The sequence below is a fragment of the Halorubrum sp. 2020YC2 genome (genome assembly GCF_018623055.1).
Lineage (GTDB): Archaea > Halobacteriota > Halobacteria > Halobacteriales > Haloferacaceae > Halorubrum.
In genome coordinates this window covers 2699003-2711575 of the sequence record NZ_CP076019.1, presented here as the reverse complement: position 1 = coordinate 2711575, position 12573 = coordinate 2699003, and the positions used below count along the sequence as shown (strand labels likewise).

The following is a 12573-nucleotide window of genomic DNA, read 5'->3' as shown; positions in this document are numbered from 1 at the left end:
CCTTTGAGTCCCACCCCACCCGCACAGCGGCCGCACCTCACGCCTCCCTAGCCTCGCGGCTCACGCTTCGCGGCTTCGCCGCTCGCGTTCGCCGCGTCCCTCGCGCGTGCGGTTCGCGGCCTGTCGGCCGCTCACCGGCACGCGCCACCGCACCGCGGGCTCATTTAAATAGTCTACTCCGCCAGCCCGAACACGTCCCGCGGGTTCTCGTACACGACGGTCCGGATGTCGTCGACGTCGATGCCGTAGCGGTACAGCTCGAAGATTGCGCGCTTCACCGCGTACGGGTCCGTGCGCAGCACGTTCGCGGTGTCGGTGTCGATCATGATCCGCTCGGGACCGTACTCGTCGATGGCGTTCGCCACGTCGGCGGCGTCGACGCCGACGAGCCACGAGTGGCCGATGGTGTAGCTCAGGTAACAGTCCGTCCTCCATCAGGTACGCGGTGTTGTTCGCGTCCGCGTGCGAGGCCACGACGCGCTCCTCGTCCAGCCGGCGTCGCGCGCGGCCTCCACGTCGCGTTTCACGGCTTCGAGCGCGGGGTTCTCGCCGTCGAGGACCGGCTCCGTGCCGAGTCCCGCGTTCTTTCGTAGCCGGGCGTGACGCCGAGGTCGTCGCGGTACTCGCGTTTCGCCTCGGGGGTGGTGTTCGGCGTGTGGAGCAGGACGGGGAGGCCGTGGTCCTCGGCCAGTTCCATCTGCGCCCCAACGACCGCCTGCTGTTCGTCGACGTCCCAGCGCTCGACGTGCTGGATCGGGGTCACGCCCGTCTCGCCCACCGCGACGACCTCGTCGAGCGCGCAGTAGTCGTCCATCGCCGCCAGCAGCTCGTCGGGGTTCTCGATCCGGACGCCGGTGTGGACGCCCAGCCCCAGCTTCGCCTCGAAGAAGTGGTTGCGCTCGATCGCTTGCCGGCGGTTGATCGCGTCGTCCCACAGGAAGCGGATGTCGCTGGCTTGGACGGGCTTGTACGGGGTCCAGTGATACCCCGACGACACCATCACCATCGACCGGCAGCCGGAGAGCGCGTAGCGCTCGCGGTCCTCCCACGAGAGCGTGTGCGCGTGGTTGTGCGGGTCGATCCACGGGACGTTCAGCAACTCCGAGGGGAGCTCGGGGTCCGATTCGTCGAGGGACGCGGCGTCGGTCGGACGGACTGTGGGGTGCGGCTCGGACATGACTGCCCCGTCGCGGCCCGGCCACTTAGCGTTTTACAGATTGGTAAAACTTTATTATGCGCCCGCTTGACTCTCAGCTATGACACTGTTGATCGGGACAGACTCAGGCCTGTACCGAGCCGGCGACGTCCCCTTCGAGCGCGACGACCTTGACCCAGTCCTCGACTGCGGGGTCGTCACCGCCGTGAAGTCGTGGGACCACACCGAGGGCGTCTTCGTCGCCTCCTCGACGGGCGCGTACCGCTCGGTCGACGGCGGCGAGACGTGGACCGACCTGGGGGTCCCGCTCGGAGACCGCTTCTGGCACGCGGGGCAGAGCGAGGTGTGGTCGATCCTCGCGACCGCCGACGGCGCGCTGTACGCCGGCACCAACGACCCGTACGTGTTCCGCTCGGTCGACGGCGGCGAGACGTGGACCGAGCAGAAGGGGTTCCGGGAACTCCCCTCGCGCGGCCACTGGGAGTCGCCCATCGACCCCCACTACGCCCGCCTCCGCGCGCTGGAGGCGGTCCCCGGTCGCCCCGAGCACCTGATCGCGGGCGTCGAGGCCGGCGGGATCCACGTCAGCCGCGACGGCGGCCGCACGTGGTCCGACCACCGGGACGCCATCGTCGACGACGTCCATCAGGTCCTCCCGATTTCGGAGGACGTCTGGCTGGCGGCGACCGGCTACCTCGACCACGACTTGGAGAACCTCGGTCTCGGCCACGCGGTCGGGGAAGGCGGCCTGTGGCGGACCACCGACGCCGGCGAGTCGTGGGACCGGCTCGACGTCGGCAGCGACTTCTCGTACATCCGTCGGGTGTTCGTCCACGACGGCCGGGTGGTCTTCTGCGGCGGCGAGGAGGCGCCCCCGGCGTGGGTGAACGACGACCACGAGGTCGCCTTATTCGAGTCGACGAACTTCGGCCGCGACTTCGAGCGCGTCTCCTTCCCCGGCGAGCCCCACGAGATAATCGAGACGTGGGCGGTCCACGACGGCGACGTGGTCTGCGGCTCCGGCCTCTTCGACGTGCCCGACGAGCGCGACGACGTGGCGGGGCGGATCATGCGGCGTCTCGACGGCGAGGGCGACGAGGGACCGACCTACGAGACGGTCGGGCGCGTCGACGCGAACGTCAGCCGGATCGAGGTGGTCTGAATGGCGGACGAATCCGCGTCAGAAGATGCGGACCGGAGCAACGACGCACCCTCCCTGCTCGGACGGTCGCTGTACGGCGGCGTCCTCGCGTACATGGCCGTCGACGGGTTCAAGAACAACGACAAGCGCGTCGCCGTTGCCGAGGAGAAGGGCGTCCCGATGCCCGACGCGCTCGTCCCGTTCGTCACCGGGATGTTGCTCGTCGCCAACCTCGGGATCGTCCTCTGGCGGCTCCCGCGGGCGGCCGCGGGCGCGCTCGTCGTCTTCTTCCTCGGGACGACGCCCGCGATCCACGACTTCTGGACGATGGAGGGGAAAGAGCGGCAGGGGAACAAGATCAACTTCCTGAAGAACCTCGCGCTGCTCGGCGGCGCGCTCGTCTTCCTCGACGCCGCGAGCGGGGGCGACGAAGGGAGCGAGAGCGATGCGGAGGCCGAGAGCGACGAGGAGCGCGGGCGCGATGTGGACGGCGGGAGCGACGGGGAGTAATCCCGGATTCGGATCCCCTTTCTCCCCCGAATTTCGGGTTCGTCCGCCGCCGACGCTCCGGATCGGCGGTGTCTGACGCAGTTCTTAAGTGACCCCGGCGAGGATCCTACCGTAATCCCCCGAACGGGCGTCAAGCGTCGGATCGAACGGCGTCGCGGAACGAACGCGGAGTTCGGGAAAACCACACGGACTGGAGGTCAGGATGGGACTGCTCACGAATCTCAGAGACAGCATATCGCGGGTCACAGACGGCCTGTTCGCGGCCGACGAGCCCAAGCGGATCGGGATCTACGGACCGCCGAACGCCGGTAAAACGACCCTCGCAAACCGGATCGCACGCGACTGGACGGGTGACGCCGTCGGCCCAGAGAGCCACATCCCCCACGAGACTCGCCGGGCCCGCCGGAAGGAGGGCGTGGAGATCGAACGCAACGGGCGGACGGTCACCATCGACATCGTCGACACTCCCGGGGTGACGACGAAGGTCGATTACAAGGAGTTCCTCGACCACGACATGGAGAAGGACGACGCCGTCCGCCGGTCGCGCGAGGCGACCGAGGGCGTCGCGGAGGCGATGCACTGGCTCCGCGAGGACGTCGACGGCGTCATCTACGTGCTCGACTCCACGACGGACCCGTTCACGCAGGTGAACACGATGCTGATCGGGATCATCGAGTCGCAGGACCTGCCAGCGCTCATCCTCGCGAACAAGACGGACCTGCCGGGGTCGGACGTCCAGCAGATCGCGAACGCCTTCCCGCAACACGAGACCATCCCGCTGTCCGCGCTGGAGGGCGACAACATGGACGAAGTGTACACCAAGATAGCGGAGTACTTCGGCTGATGCCCGGCCCGAAAGCCAACGTCGACGCCGCGGACGACCCCGACGACGGCGACGACGGCGTCCGCATCGACATGATAAGCGGCGCGCGGATGGAGGGGCTCACGAGCATGGAGAAGATCCGGCTCATCCTCGACGGCGTCCGCGAGGGCAACATCGTCATCCTCGAAGAGGGGCTCTCCCCGGACGAGGAGTCGAAGCTCATCGAGGTGACGATGACCGAGATCAGCCCCGACGACTTCACCGGCATCGAGATAGAGACGTACCCGAAGGCCGAGGCGGGCGACCAGAGCTTCCTCGACAAGCTGATGGGCCGCGAGTCGACCCAGAAGCTCACGGTGATCGGCCCGGCGAACCGCATCGAGACCCTTCACAAAGACGAGAACCTCATCAGCACCCTCGTCTCCCGCAAGTAGATGCCCCACCAGTGCACCTCCTGCGGGCGGACGTTCCCCGACGGCTCCAAGGAGATGCTGTCGGGCTGTCCCGACTGCGGCGGGAACAAGTTCCAGTTCAAGCCCGCGGGCGCGACGGAGGAGGCCGGCTCCGGCGGCGAGGGGGCCGACCCCTCCCCCCCGACCCCGGAGGACCGGGCGGCGCCGACGCCGGACGAGGGCGCTGCCGATACGACGCCGAGCGACCCCGCGGACGCGACGCCGACCGACGCCGCCGCGAACGCCGACCCGTCGCCCGAAACTGACGGCACGGAGCAGATCGCGGACCGGAGCGACGAGGACACCGCGCAGGCGAGCGCTCGCTCCGAGGTGGTCTCCCCGGACGAACTCGACCGCGCGAGCCGCGAGGTCGACGCGGCCGACGCCGCGGAGCCGCCGGCCGACGACGAGGCCCAGCCGGGTATCGACGCGCTCCGCGACGAACTCAACGACCAGTTCGAGAGCATCCGCATCGTCAGCCCCGGGCAGTACGAGCTGAACCTGATGGAGCTGTACGACCGACAGGAGTACATCATCTCCCTCCAGGAGGACGGCCGGTACGTCATCGAGATGCCCGACGCGTGGGGCATTCAGGACGAGTAGCGTCGACTCACTCGCCCTCCGCGCGTCCCACAGCGATCCCGACCCCCGATCCCGTCCCTGATCTAAAGCTCCGGTGATCGTTCGTTCCGTTTTCGCCGCTTCGCGGCCGTCTCTTCGGTCGATTCGGTGCTTCGGGCGACCCTTGTCGAAGAAGATACTGTTATCCGGCTTCCTCCGCTACGGAGTCGCATGTTAGCCGATCGCTTCCGCCGACCGGGCCGGGTCTCCGGCCTCGGTCCGGACCGCGCCGTCGCGCTCGAACCGCGTCGACCGTCCCTCGGAGACCGACCGGAACGGACCCGCGACGTACGCGAGGCCAACGAGGTACCCGCATGCGCGTAGTCGCGAAGTTCGGCGGCACGAGCCTCGGCAGCGGCGACCGGATCGAGCGCGCGGCCGACTCCGTCGCGAGCGCGGTCGCGGCCGGCCACGAGATCGCGGTCGTCGCCAGCGCGATGGGGTCGACCACGGACGACCTGCTCGACGACATCACCTTCGAGACGGACGACGCCGACCGCGCGGAGATCATCTCGATGGGCGAGCGCACCAGCGTCCGGATGCTGAAGGCCGCGCTGTCCGTCCGGGACGTCGACGCCGTCTTCCTCGAACCCGGCCACCCCGACTGGCCGGTGATCACGGACGAGCGCGGCGAGGTCGACATCGCGGAGACGAAGAAGCGCGCGCGAGAGATCGCCGCCGACATGGACGGGGTCGTCCCGATCATCACCGGGTTCCTCGCGGAGGACCACGACGGCAACGTCACCACGCTCGGCCGCGGCGGGTCGGACACGACCGCGGTCATGCTCGGCAACTACATCGACGCCGACGAGGTCGTCATCGTCACCGACGTGGAGGGCGTGATGACCGGCGACCCGCGGGTGGTCGAGGGCGCGCGCAACGTCGGGGAGATCACGGTCGACGAGCTGCGGAACCTCTCGTTCCGCGGCGCCGAGGTGGTCGCGCCCTCCGCGCTCTCGTACAAGCACGAGGGGTTGGCGGTCCGGGTCGTCCACTACCAGCACGGCGACCTGCTCCGGGGCGGCACCCGGATCGAAGGCGAGTTCGAGAGCCTGATCGACATGCGCGAGGAGCCGCTCGCGTGTCTCACCATCGCGGGCCGGGCGATCCGGAATCGCCCCGGGATCCTCTCAGAGCTGGCGAACGCGCTCCGCGCCGAGGAGATCAACATCGACGCGGTCGCCTCCGGGATGGACTCGGTCACCTTCTACGTCGACGTCGACGTGGCCGAGACGGCGGAGGCGCTGTTGCACGAGGCGGTCGTCACCGACGAGGCGCTCTCCTCCGTCACCGTCGCTAACCCCATCGCCGTGATCCGCGTCACGGGCGGCGAACTCCCCAACCAGTCGGGCGTCATCCAGGACATCATCGCGCCCATCGCGGAGGCCGGGATCAACATCATCGACCTGATCACGAGCGCCACCTCCGTCGCGGTGTTCGTCGACTGGGACGACCGCGAGGAGGCGCTCGAAATCGTTCAGGACCGCTTCGACTGAGTCAAACGTCTTTGTTCGACGCTTAGACGGCCGAGTTCGACTCTGCCGAAATCCCTTATACCAGATAGGAAACGGCTGCCGAATACAGCGGGTGTAGTCATCGCGGGAACTACGTTATTTACTCTGTTTTGATCTTGAATCAGCCGATAGAATACGCGTGCTTCTTGATCGGTTGCGGGAGCAGACGCGTCGGATCGCTGTGTGATTGTTTATAAGTAATTCGCGACTTCGTGGTGAAGATTTCCAAATTCCCAGCCGCTCGTTTATAAATGGCAGACTGCGGATCGACGACGACCATCTCCAAAGCCCCAGCCGTGAGGCCGCAGTACGCTCGTTGCGCGCTTCAGTCGCTCGCGTTGCTCGCTCCTTCCAGTGCTTACGTCGTCATCAGAACGCGGAGCGTTCTGATTGGCTCACGAGAGCTTCGCTCTCGTGAACGCCTACTGCGGCCTCACGACTGCCCATTTGAACCCCGCCCGACCGCACAGCAACCGCGCCTCACGCCTCCCCAGCCTCGTCAGTCGCCTCCGCTCGGCTCCGGCGACTGACTCCCTCGCGCGTGCTGCTCGGCCGCGAGGCGGCCTCGCAGGCACGCGCCGACCGCATCGCGTTTTATAAACAATTGTCGCCGTCGCTCACAGATGTTTAAATATCCCATCGCGGCTGCCGATCTGATTCATTCCCTCCCGGTGTTGGCCGATCCTGAACACTTGAATCCTTACGCGGCTCCGTGCGAGATTCACACGCTCTATTCAGCAGACCCGCGAATCAGGATTTCAGCCGCCTCCGACCCTCAGTCGCTCTCGTCCGGGTCGAACCGATACCGCGTCGTCGGCGCGCCGTCGATCCGCGGCCCAGAGCCGAGCGCCTCGAACCCGACCGTCTCGGCCGCCTCGGCCGCGGTTCCGTCGGCCGGGATGACGGCCTCGACGGTCATCCCCTCGCGGGTCGCGAACCGCACCGGCTCCTCGAACAGCCGCTCGACCGCGTCGGGGTCACCCTCGACGTTCGTCACGTGGACGACGCCGTCGCGCGCGTCGAACGCGACGAACCCGCCGACCGCGTCGACCGGGGTGTCCGCCCCGTCGTCGGCGTCCCCCGCCGACGCGACAGCGTCGGTCGTCGCGACGCGCACCGATCGGTCGTGGATCATGTCGCGGACGACGCCCTCGGGCCGGCCCGTCATCGACGCCAAGGCCGCGGCGTCCGTCTCGACCGCGTCACGAACTCGCATACATTCGCACTCTCGCCCGTCGACATAAAATCGCCGCACGGTCGGCGCGGACCGGTTGATTTTAACGACCGGCGGACGCAAGAACGGCCATGTCCAAGTCAACCAAGATCGTGGCCGGCACGGTCGGCGTCTCGGCCGTCCTCTCTGTGCTCATCGTCCTCTCGTACGTCTTCGCCTGATGTTCTCGACCCGGCCGCTCGACGACGACCTCGCGACGATCCGCGACCGGCACGCGCCGGATTCGCCCGTCCTCGACGTCGACTCCGACTTCGAGACGCTCCCGCCGGCCGCCGCGGAGGACCTCGGCCTCTTCGTCGACGCGCTCGACCCCGCGTCGTACCCCGCCGAGTGGCTCCCCGAGTCGGTGCCCGACCTGCTCCGGCGGTACGCCGGGCCGTCGTTCACCGTCGGGCTTCCCGGCGACGGGACGGCCGTTCGGACCGCGCAGACCGACCCGCCGGCGGTCCTCGTCAAGCAGCGCGCGGAGGGGACCCCCGACGACTTCCTCGCGTTCCTCGTCGCCGAGCGACTGGTCCAGATCGGCTGCGAGCCGGTTCCGGGAGCCGTCGCCGGCGGTAGTCCCCCCGGCCTCCCGGAGTCGTTCCTCCCCTTCTTCGGAGAGCGCTACCGCGACCTCGACGCCGCGATCCGGCGCCCGGACCCGGAGACGGGGGCGTCGACGACGGGTTTCGGCCCGACCGACGTCTTTCAGGTTGCGAACGCGCTGTTCGACGCGTGGGTGGGGCTTCACACCCGCGAGGAGTTCGCGTCGTGGGAGGGTGAACACCCGCGCCTGTTCGACGCGTGGGCCGACGCCGGCGACCGGCTCTCCGGTCGGCTCGGCGGCCTCTCCGGCGAGGTGGCGCGCGGCGACACGGACTTCCCGAGCGCGACGGAGTACGCCTGCTCGGCGGTCAGACACGACCTCGACCTGCCGGCGCCGTACGGCGCGCTCGACACGGGCGCCTACCGGGACCGCGGTGCGGCCTACGCAGTGGCGTGGGCTGAAAAGACGTTCGCGGCGCTCGTCGACGACGAGGAGTGAAAAACGGTCGCGGCGAAGGCCGGTCGATCAGAGGTCGACGGTGACGTTGCCGTCGCCGTCGAGGTCGATGACGCCGTCGAACAGCTCCCGAAACCGGTCGAGCGTCGCGACCTCGTGGACCTCCTCGGAGAGGTGGAAGATGCCGACCGCGTCGTGCTCGTCGAGGAGCTCGAGGATCTCGGCGGCGGCCTCGTACACCGCGTCGTCGTCGGCGTAGTACGCCATCTCGGTGAGCGAGTCGACCGAGACGCGTCGCTTCCCCTCGTTCTCGGTGAGGAACCGCTCGACGCGGTCGACGACGCCGTCGAGGTCGTCGGGCGCGGAGACGTAGTAGACGTCGTCGGCGGTGCGCCGGGAGTAGCCGCGCTCGACGGAGAGCGTGTCGAGGATGGTCGCCTTCGTCTCGTCGACGTCGTAGTACTCCAGTTTCTGCTCGACCTCGCGGGCGGTGGTCCGCGTGGAGACAACGAGGAAGGCGTCGGTGTCGGTCTTGAGGAAGTCCGTGTCGATCCGGTCCGTCTCGCCGATGCTCGGGTGGACGAGCAGGAGTCCGGTCCCGCCCGGTATCGTTTCCGGCCCGTTCTCGACGGCGAGGGAGTAGTCCATGGGATCGGCACTCGCCGGACCGACTTAACGGTGCGGGCCGGGGCGGCCCGAGACCGTCGGACGCGGCGGGGTCGCTCGCTCCGCGCTCGGTCGGTTTCGCGCCCGTTCGCGCCCGCCTCCCCTCCGTTTCGTCTGGAGATACTGATACGTGTGCGGCCGGCGACCACGTCGACGCGCGGACCGCGGAGTCGGTCCCCCGTCGCCGGCCGCGGCGGTCGGTTTTTTTGCCCCGCCCGCCGTCGGTGCGCTCGATGCCCGGGCACGACTCCGCGCGCGACATCTACCGGCAGGCGCTCCCGGTGATCGCGGTCAGCCTGATCGCCGGGCTGTTCGCGGGGACGATACTCGCCTCCGAGACGATGCGCGCGAACATCGCGGAGGTCCCCGGACTCCTGCTGCTGCTGCCGGCCTTTTTGGCCACCCGCGGCGGGGTGTACGGCTCGCTCGGCGCCCGGCTCTCCACCGGGCTTCACCAGGGGATCATCGAGCCGCGGTTCCGGCTCGACCGCCGGCTCACGAACGCGGTCGTCGCCTCCTTCCTCAACGGGATGACCGTCTCGGCGTTCATCGCGGTCGTCACCTACCTCACGCTGGTCCTGTTCGGTGACGGCGGGAGCCTGTTCCAACTGGTCGGGGTGATGGTTGTCGCCGGCTTCCTCTCGGCGGTGCTCATGATCACGGTGCTCATCGTCGTCATCTTTGTCGGCTACCGCCGCGGGCTGGACCCCGACAACGTCATCGGCCCGGTCGTCACGACGCTGGGCGACGTGTTCGGCGTGTTCTTCCTCCTCGTCGGCGTCGCCGTCGTGGGGGCGGTGTCGTGACCGACCCGCAGTCGACCCCCGTCGACGAGTGGTCGGTGTGGCGGATCGTCCGCACGATGATCCCGCTTTTGGCCGCGCTGTCGGTGTTACAGCTCGTCTCCGGGACCGTCTTAGAGACCTACGAGGCGGTCCTCCTGCGCTACCCGGCGCTCCTCGTCTTAGTGCCGGTCCAGATCGGGACGGCCGGCAACCTCGCGTCGATCACCTGCTCGCGGCTCACGACCCAACTGTATCTGGGGACCTACGAGTTCAGCCCCTCGAACCCGGCGCTCCGGGCGAACGCGGGCGCGGTGTTCGCCCTCGCCGCGACCGTCTTCGGCGCCGTGGGAGTCGCCGCGTGGGCGATCGGACTCGCGCTCGGCGGGTCGCTCGCGCTCGGCCGCGTGCTGCTGATATCTTTGGTCTCCGGGCTGTGTCTCGCGGTCCTCGTCGTCGTCGCCAGCGTCGCCGCCGTCGAGGTCTCCTACCGCGTCGGACTCAACCCCGACGACACGACGATCCCCGTGGTGACGAACCTCTGTGACATCGCCGGCGTGTTGATCCTCTTCGCGGTCGTCTCGGTCGTCGTGTGAGGTCGGTCGGGGGAACTCCGACCCCGACGCGCTCAGAACACGCTGTCGGCCGTCGCGGCGCCGACGACGCTGAACACCGCGCCGACGGAGACCGCCTTGAGCGTCGTCGCCCACAGCTCCCGCCCGGCGACGCCCCGCTCGATGAGGAACGTGTCGGGGGCGTCGAAGAGGACGGCGAGCAGGAGCACGGAGCCGAACGCGACGATCATCAGCGAGAGGAACCGCGCGGGGATCCCGGCTATCTCCTGTTCGCCGTCCGGGTCGCGGTCGGTGTCGGCGCGGTAGAGCGCGGCGTAGCCGATCAGGGCGACGATTCCCGCGGTCGCCACCCCTTGAGTCCAGTGCATGCCGGCCGCCAGCACCCACACCTCCTCGGTGACGACGAACGGCCCCGCGAGGAGGAACCCGCCGACGGCCTGCTGGGCGGAGTCCGCCAGCCGGTAGGTCGGTCGGCGGAGCGCATTCGGCCGCTTCATACCTCCTCGACGCGCCGGGAGCGAATAAAACGTCCCCGCTTCGCGGCCGGTGACGGCGGGTTCGGAGCCCGAGGCCGCCTCGCTCCGAACTCGTTTTCACCCGTCCGCCCGTCGCCCCGGTATGAGCGTTCGCGAGGAGTTCGACGAGTGGGCGGCGACGGGGAAGGACCGCGGCATGGAGGACCGCCACTGGCACACCGCGAAACACGTCCTCGCGCGGATGCCGGTCGAGGAGGGCGACGCCGTCCTCGATCTGGGCACCGGCTCCGGCTACGCGCTCCGCGCGCTCCGCGAGCGGGGCATCGGCCGCGGGTACGGGCTCGACGGCGCCCCGGAGATGGCCCGCAACGCCCGCGGGTACACCGACGACGACGCGGTCGGCTTCCTCGTCGGCGACTTCGACGAACTGCCCTTCGCCGACGACTCGCTTGACCACGTCTTCTCGATGGAGGCGTTCTACTACGCGGCCGACCCGGTCCACACGCTCGAAGAGGTCCGCCGCGTGCTGAAGCCGGGCGGCACCTTCTACTGCGCGGTCAACTACTTCGAAGAGAGCGAGACGACCCACGCGTGGCAGGAGAACATCTCCGTCGACATGACGCTGTGGTCGCGTGCGGAGTACCGCGAGGCGTTCCGCGAGGCCGGCCTGTACGTCGCCGAGCAGGACGCGATTCCGGATAACGAGGTCGATATCCCCGAGGCCTCGGCGTTCCCGACCGAGGGGTACGAGACGCGCGAGGCGATGGTCGACCGCTACCGGACGTGGGGGACGCTGTTGACGGTCGGCGTGGCACCTTAATCTGCGTTTATAAATAACAGTCGTTACTTATTCGCGGCCGACGCCGTGCCTCGGTCCCGTTCGATGCGTGGCGCGGGGTCGTCGCGCGAACGCTTCACGACTCTCGCCGACCGGCGACGGCCCCGAGAACGCCCGTCGCGACGAGCGCGATGATCAATCAGAGCACGGCGGTGGCGACGTCCTCCGGCACCGGGGGGACCGATGACACCTCGGGACGGTTCTCCGATCTGAAGGCGTTGTTCGCGTTCCATCCCCGAATGAACCCGACGCCGACCCCGATACAGACCGTCAAAATCCAGCAAATCCAGAGCGAATACTCGCGGAATGCCTGTACTACTTCCATGTGTCTGAAAAACCTTATTTAAATGAATATTTTGTGGTGGCAACTGACGGGCGGGTTCGATTCTCCGTTGGCTTCCCCGGACGAACCACCCGCGAGGCTGCGTCTTACGCACCGCTCGCCGACCGGAACCGCTGATGTACCGATGAATACGTGACGATGACGATCACTTCCACAGCCACAGCCGCTTGCTTATAAATAAGTGACCGCGGAGCGGTGTCGAACACCTCCAAAGCCCCAGCCGCGAGGACGTCGTACGCTCGCTGCGGTCCTCGGTCGTTCGCTTCGCTCACTCCCTGTGGTCCTTACGTCGCCTGCGCCGTCCTCGCGGCTGCCCCTTTGAGTCCCGCCCCGCACAGCACCGCAACCGCACCTCACACCTCCCCAGCCTCGTCGCTCGCTCCGCTCGCGACTCCCTCGCGCGTGCTGCTCGGCCGCAAGGCGGCCTCGCAGGCACGCGCCACCGCGGATCTATTTA

General features: G+C 68.3%; 14 protein-coding genes and 1 pseudogene. 10 read left to right on the top strand and 5 right to left on the bottom strand.

Annotated features, from left to right (window positions below; translation table 11 throughout):
• Positions 1-173: 173 nt before the first annotated feature.
• Positions 174-1177 (bottom strand): annotated as a pseudogene (locus tag KI388_RS13560) (TatD family hydrolase).
• Positions 1178-1256: 79 nt separating this feature from the next.
• On the opposite strand from KI388_RS13560, the gene KI388_RS13555 reads away from it, so the two are divergent.
• The 6 genes from KI388_RS13555 to KI388_RS13530 all read left to right on the top strand — a co-directional run bounded on the left by KI388_RS13555 (position 1257) and on the right by KI388_RS13530 (position 6199).
• Positions 1257-2318: a sialidase family protein gene (locus KI388_RS13555; RefSeq protein WP_215087121.1), complete on the top strand. Its 1062-nt coding sequence runs from the start codon at positions 1257-1259 to the stop codon at positions 2316-2318.
• A complete protein-coding gene (locus KI388_RS13550; protein WP_215087120.1) occupies positions 2319-2807 on the top strand; it encodes a DoxX family membrane protein in 489 nt (162 codons plus the stop codon). It begins immediately after the preceding gene.
• A gap of 202 nt (positions 2808-3009) precedes the next feature.
• Positions 3010-3651 carry an Era-like GTP-binding protein gene (locus KI388_RS13545; protein WP_048077596.1) on the top strand — a complete coding sequence of 214 codons (642 nt, stop codon included), beginning with the start codon at positions 3010-3012 and terminating at the stop codon, positions 3649-3651.
• Positions 3651-4064 carry a DUF2073 domain-containing protein gene (locus KI388_RS13540; protein ID WP_004599232.1) on the top strand — a complete coding sequence of 138 codons (414 nt, stop codon included), beginning with the start codon at positions 3651-3653 and terminating at the stop codon, positions 4062-4064. The genes KI388_RS13545 and KI388_RS13540 overlap by 1 nt, the downstream gene beginning before the upstream one ends.
• Complete coding sequence (locus tag KI388_RS13535) at positions 4065-4685, top strand: Zn-ribbon containing protein (protein ID WP_215087119.1); 621 nt, start codon at positions 4065-4067, stop codon at positions 4683-4685.
• 332 nt (positions 4686-5017) lie between these two features.
• Positions 5018-6199: an aspartate kinase gene (locus tag KI388_RS13530; RefSeq protein WP_215087118.1), complete on the top strand. Its 1182-nt coding sequence runs from the start codon at positions 5018-5020 to the stop codon at positions 6197-6199.
• A 793-nt stretch (positions 6200-6992) separates the two neighbouring features.
• On the opposite strand, the gene KI388_RS13525 is transcribed toward KI388_RS13530, so the two are convergent.
• On the bottom strand, positions 6993-7433 hold the full coding sequence (locus KI388_RS13525; RefSeq protein ID WP_215087117.1) for a hypothetical protein: 441 nt from the start codon (positions 7431-7433) through the stop codon (positions 6993-6995).
• A gap of 178 nt (positions 7434-7611) precedes the next feature.
• Here KI388_RS13525 and KI388_RS13520 point away from each other — a divergent pair, with 178 nt between their 5' ends.
• On the top strand, positions 7612-8478 hold the full coding sequence (locus tag KI388_RS13520; protein WP_215087116.1) for a hypothetical protein: 867 nt from the start codon (positions 7612-7614) through the stop codon (positions 8476-8478).
• 27 nt (positions 8479-8505) lie between these two features.
• Here the strand turns inward: KI388_RS13520 and KI388_RS13515 are convergent, their stop codons facing one another.
• Complete coding sequence (locus KI388_RS13515; RefSeq protein WP_215087115.1) at positions 8506-9084, bottom strand: hypothetical protein; 579 nt, start codon at positions 9082-9084, stop codon at positions 8506-8508.
• 251 nt (positions 9085-9335) lie between these two features.
• Here KI388_RS13515 and KI388_RS13510 point away from each other — a divergent pair, with 251 nt between their 5' ends.
• On the top strand, positions 9336-9908 hold the full coding sequence (locus KI388_RS13510; protein ID WP_215087114.1) for a magnesium transporter: 573 nt from the start codon (positions 9336-9338) through the stop codon (positions 9906-9908).
• The gene (locus KI388_RS13505; RefSeq protein ID WP_215087113.1) at positions 9905-10480 is read left to right on the top strand and encodes a magnesium transporter; all 576 of its coding nucleotides are present in this window, start codon (positions 9905-9907) and stop codon (positions 10478-10480) included. Before KI388_RS13510 ends, KI388_RS13505 begins: the two co-directional genes overlap by 4 nt.
• A gap of 32 nt (positions 10481-10512) precedes the next feature.
• Here the strand turns inward: KI388_RS13505 and KI388_RS13500 are convergent, their stop codons facing one another.
• The gene (locus tag KI388_RS13500; RefSeq protein WP_215087112.1) at positions 10513-10956 is read right to left on the bottom strand and encodes a DUF2391 family protein; all 444 of its coding nucleotides are present in this window, start codon (positions 10954-10956) and stop codon (positions 10513-10515) included.
• 121 nt (positions 10957-11077) lie between these two features.
• Here KI388_RS13500 and KI388_RS13495 point away from each other — a divergent pair, with 121 nt between their 5' ends.
• Positions 11078-11755, top strand: a complete 678-nt coding sequence (locus KI388_RS13495) for a class I SAM-dependent methyltransferase (protein ID WP_215087111.1) — start codon at positions 11078-11080, stop codon at positions 11753-11755.
• Between the two features lie 157 nt (positions 11756-11912).
• Here KI388_RS13495 and KI388_RS13490 read toward each other — a convergent pair whose 3' ends face one another.
• A complete protein-coding gene (locus tag KI388_RS13490; RefSeq protein WP_215087110.1) occupies positions 11913-12098 on the bottom strand; it encodes a hypothetical protein in 186 nt (61 codons plus the stop codon).
• Between the last annotated feature and the right edge of the window lie 475 nt (positions 12099-12573).

What these genes read in the sequence shown, in the direction of transcription:
- KI388_RS13495 (WP_215087111.1), top strand. Translation starts at nt 11,078, where the DNA reads ATGAGCGTTCGCGAGGAGTTCGACGAGTGGGCGGCGACGGGGAAGGAC.
- KI388_RS13545 (WP_048077596.1), top strand. Translation starts at nt 3,010, where the DNA reads ATGGGACTGCTCACGAATCTCAGAGACAGCATATCGCGGGTCACAGAC.
- KI388_RS13535 (WP_215087119.1), top strand. Translation starts at nt 4,065, where the DNA reads ATGCCCCACCAGTGCACCTCCTGCGGGCGGACGTTCCCCGACGGCTCC.
- KI388_RS13515 (WP_215087115.1), bottom strand. Translation starts at nt 9,084, where the DNA reads ATGGACTACTCCCTCGCCGTCGAGAACGGGCCGGAAACGATACCGGGC.
- KI388_RS13500 (WP_215087112.1), bottom strand. Translation starts at nt 10,956, where the DNA reads ATGAAGCGGCCGAATGCGCTCCGCCGACCGACCTACCGGCTGGCGGAC.
- KI388_RS13520 (WP_215087116.1), top strand. Translation starts at nt 7,612, where the DNA reads ATGTTCTCGACCCGGCCGCTCGACGACGACCTCGCGACGATCCGCGAC.
- KI388_RS13530 (WP_215087118.1), top strand. Translation starts at nt 5,018, where the DNA reads ATGCGCGTAGTCGCGAAGTTCGGCGGCACGAGCCTCGGCAGCGGCGAC.
- KI388_RS13525 (WP_215087117.1), bottom strand. Translation starts at nt 7,433, where the DNA reads ATGCGAGTTCGTGACGCGGTCGAGACGGACGCCGCGGCCTTGGCGTCG.
- KI388_RS13555 (WP_215087121.1), top strand. Translation starts at nt 1,257, where the DNA reads ATGACACTGTTGATCGGGACAGACTCAGGCCTGTACCGAGCCGGCGAC.
- KI388_RS13550 (WP_215087120.1), top strand. Translation starts at nt 2,319, where the DNA reads ATGGCGGACGAATCCGCGTCAGAAGATGCGGACCGGAGCAACGACGCA.
- KI388_RS13510 (WP_215087114.1), top strand. Translation starts at nt 9,336, where the DNA reads ATGCCCGGGCACGACTCCGCGCGCGACATCTACCGGCAGGCGCTCCCG.
- KI388_RS13490 (WP_215087110.1), bottom strand. Translation starts at nt 12,098, where the DNA reads ATGGAAGTAGTACAGGCATTCCGCGAGTATTCGCTCTGGATTTGCTGG.
- KI388_RS13540 (WP_004599232.1), top strand. Translation starts at nt 3,651, where the DNA reads ATGCCCGGCCCGAAAGCCAACGTCGACGCCGCGGACGACCCCGACGAC.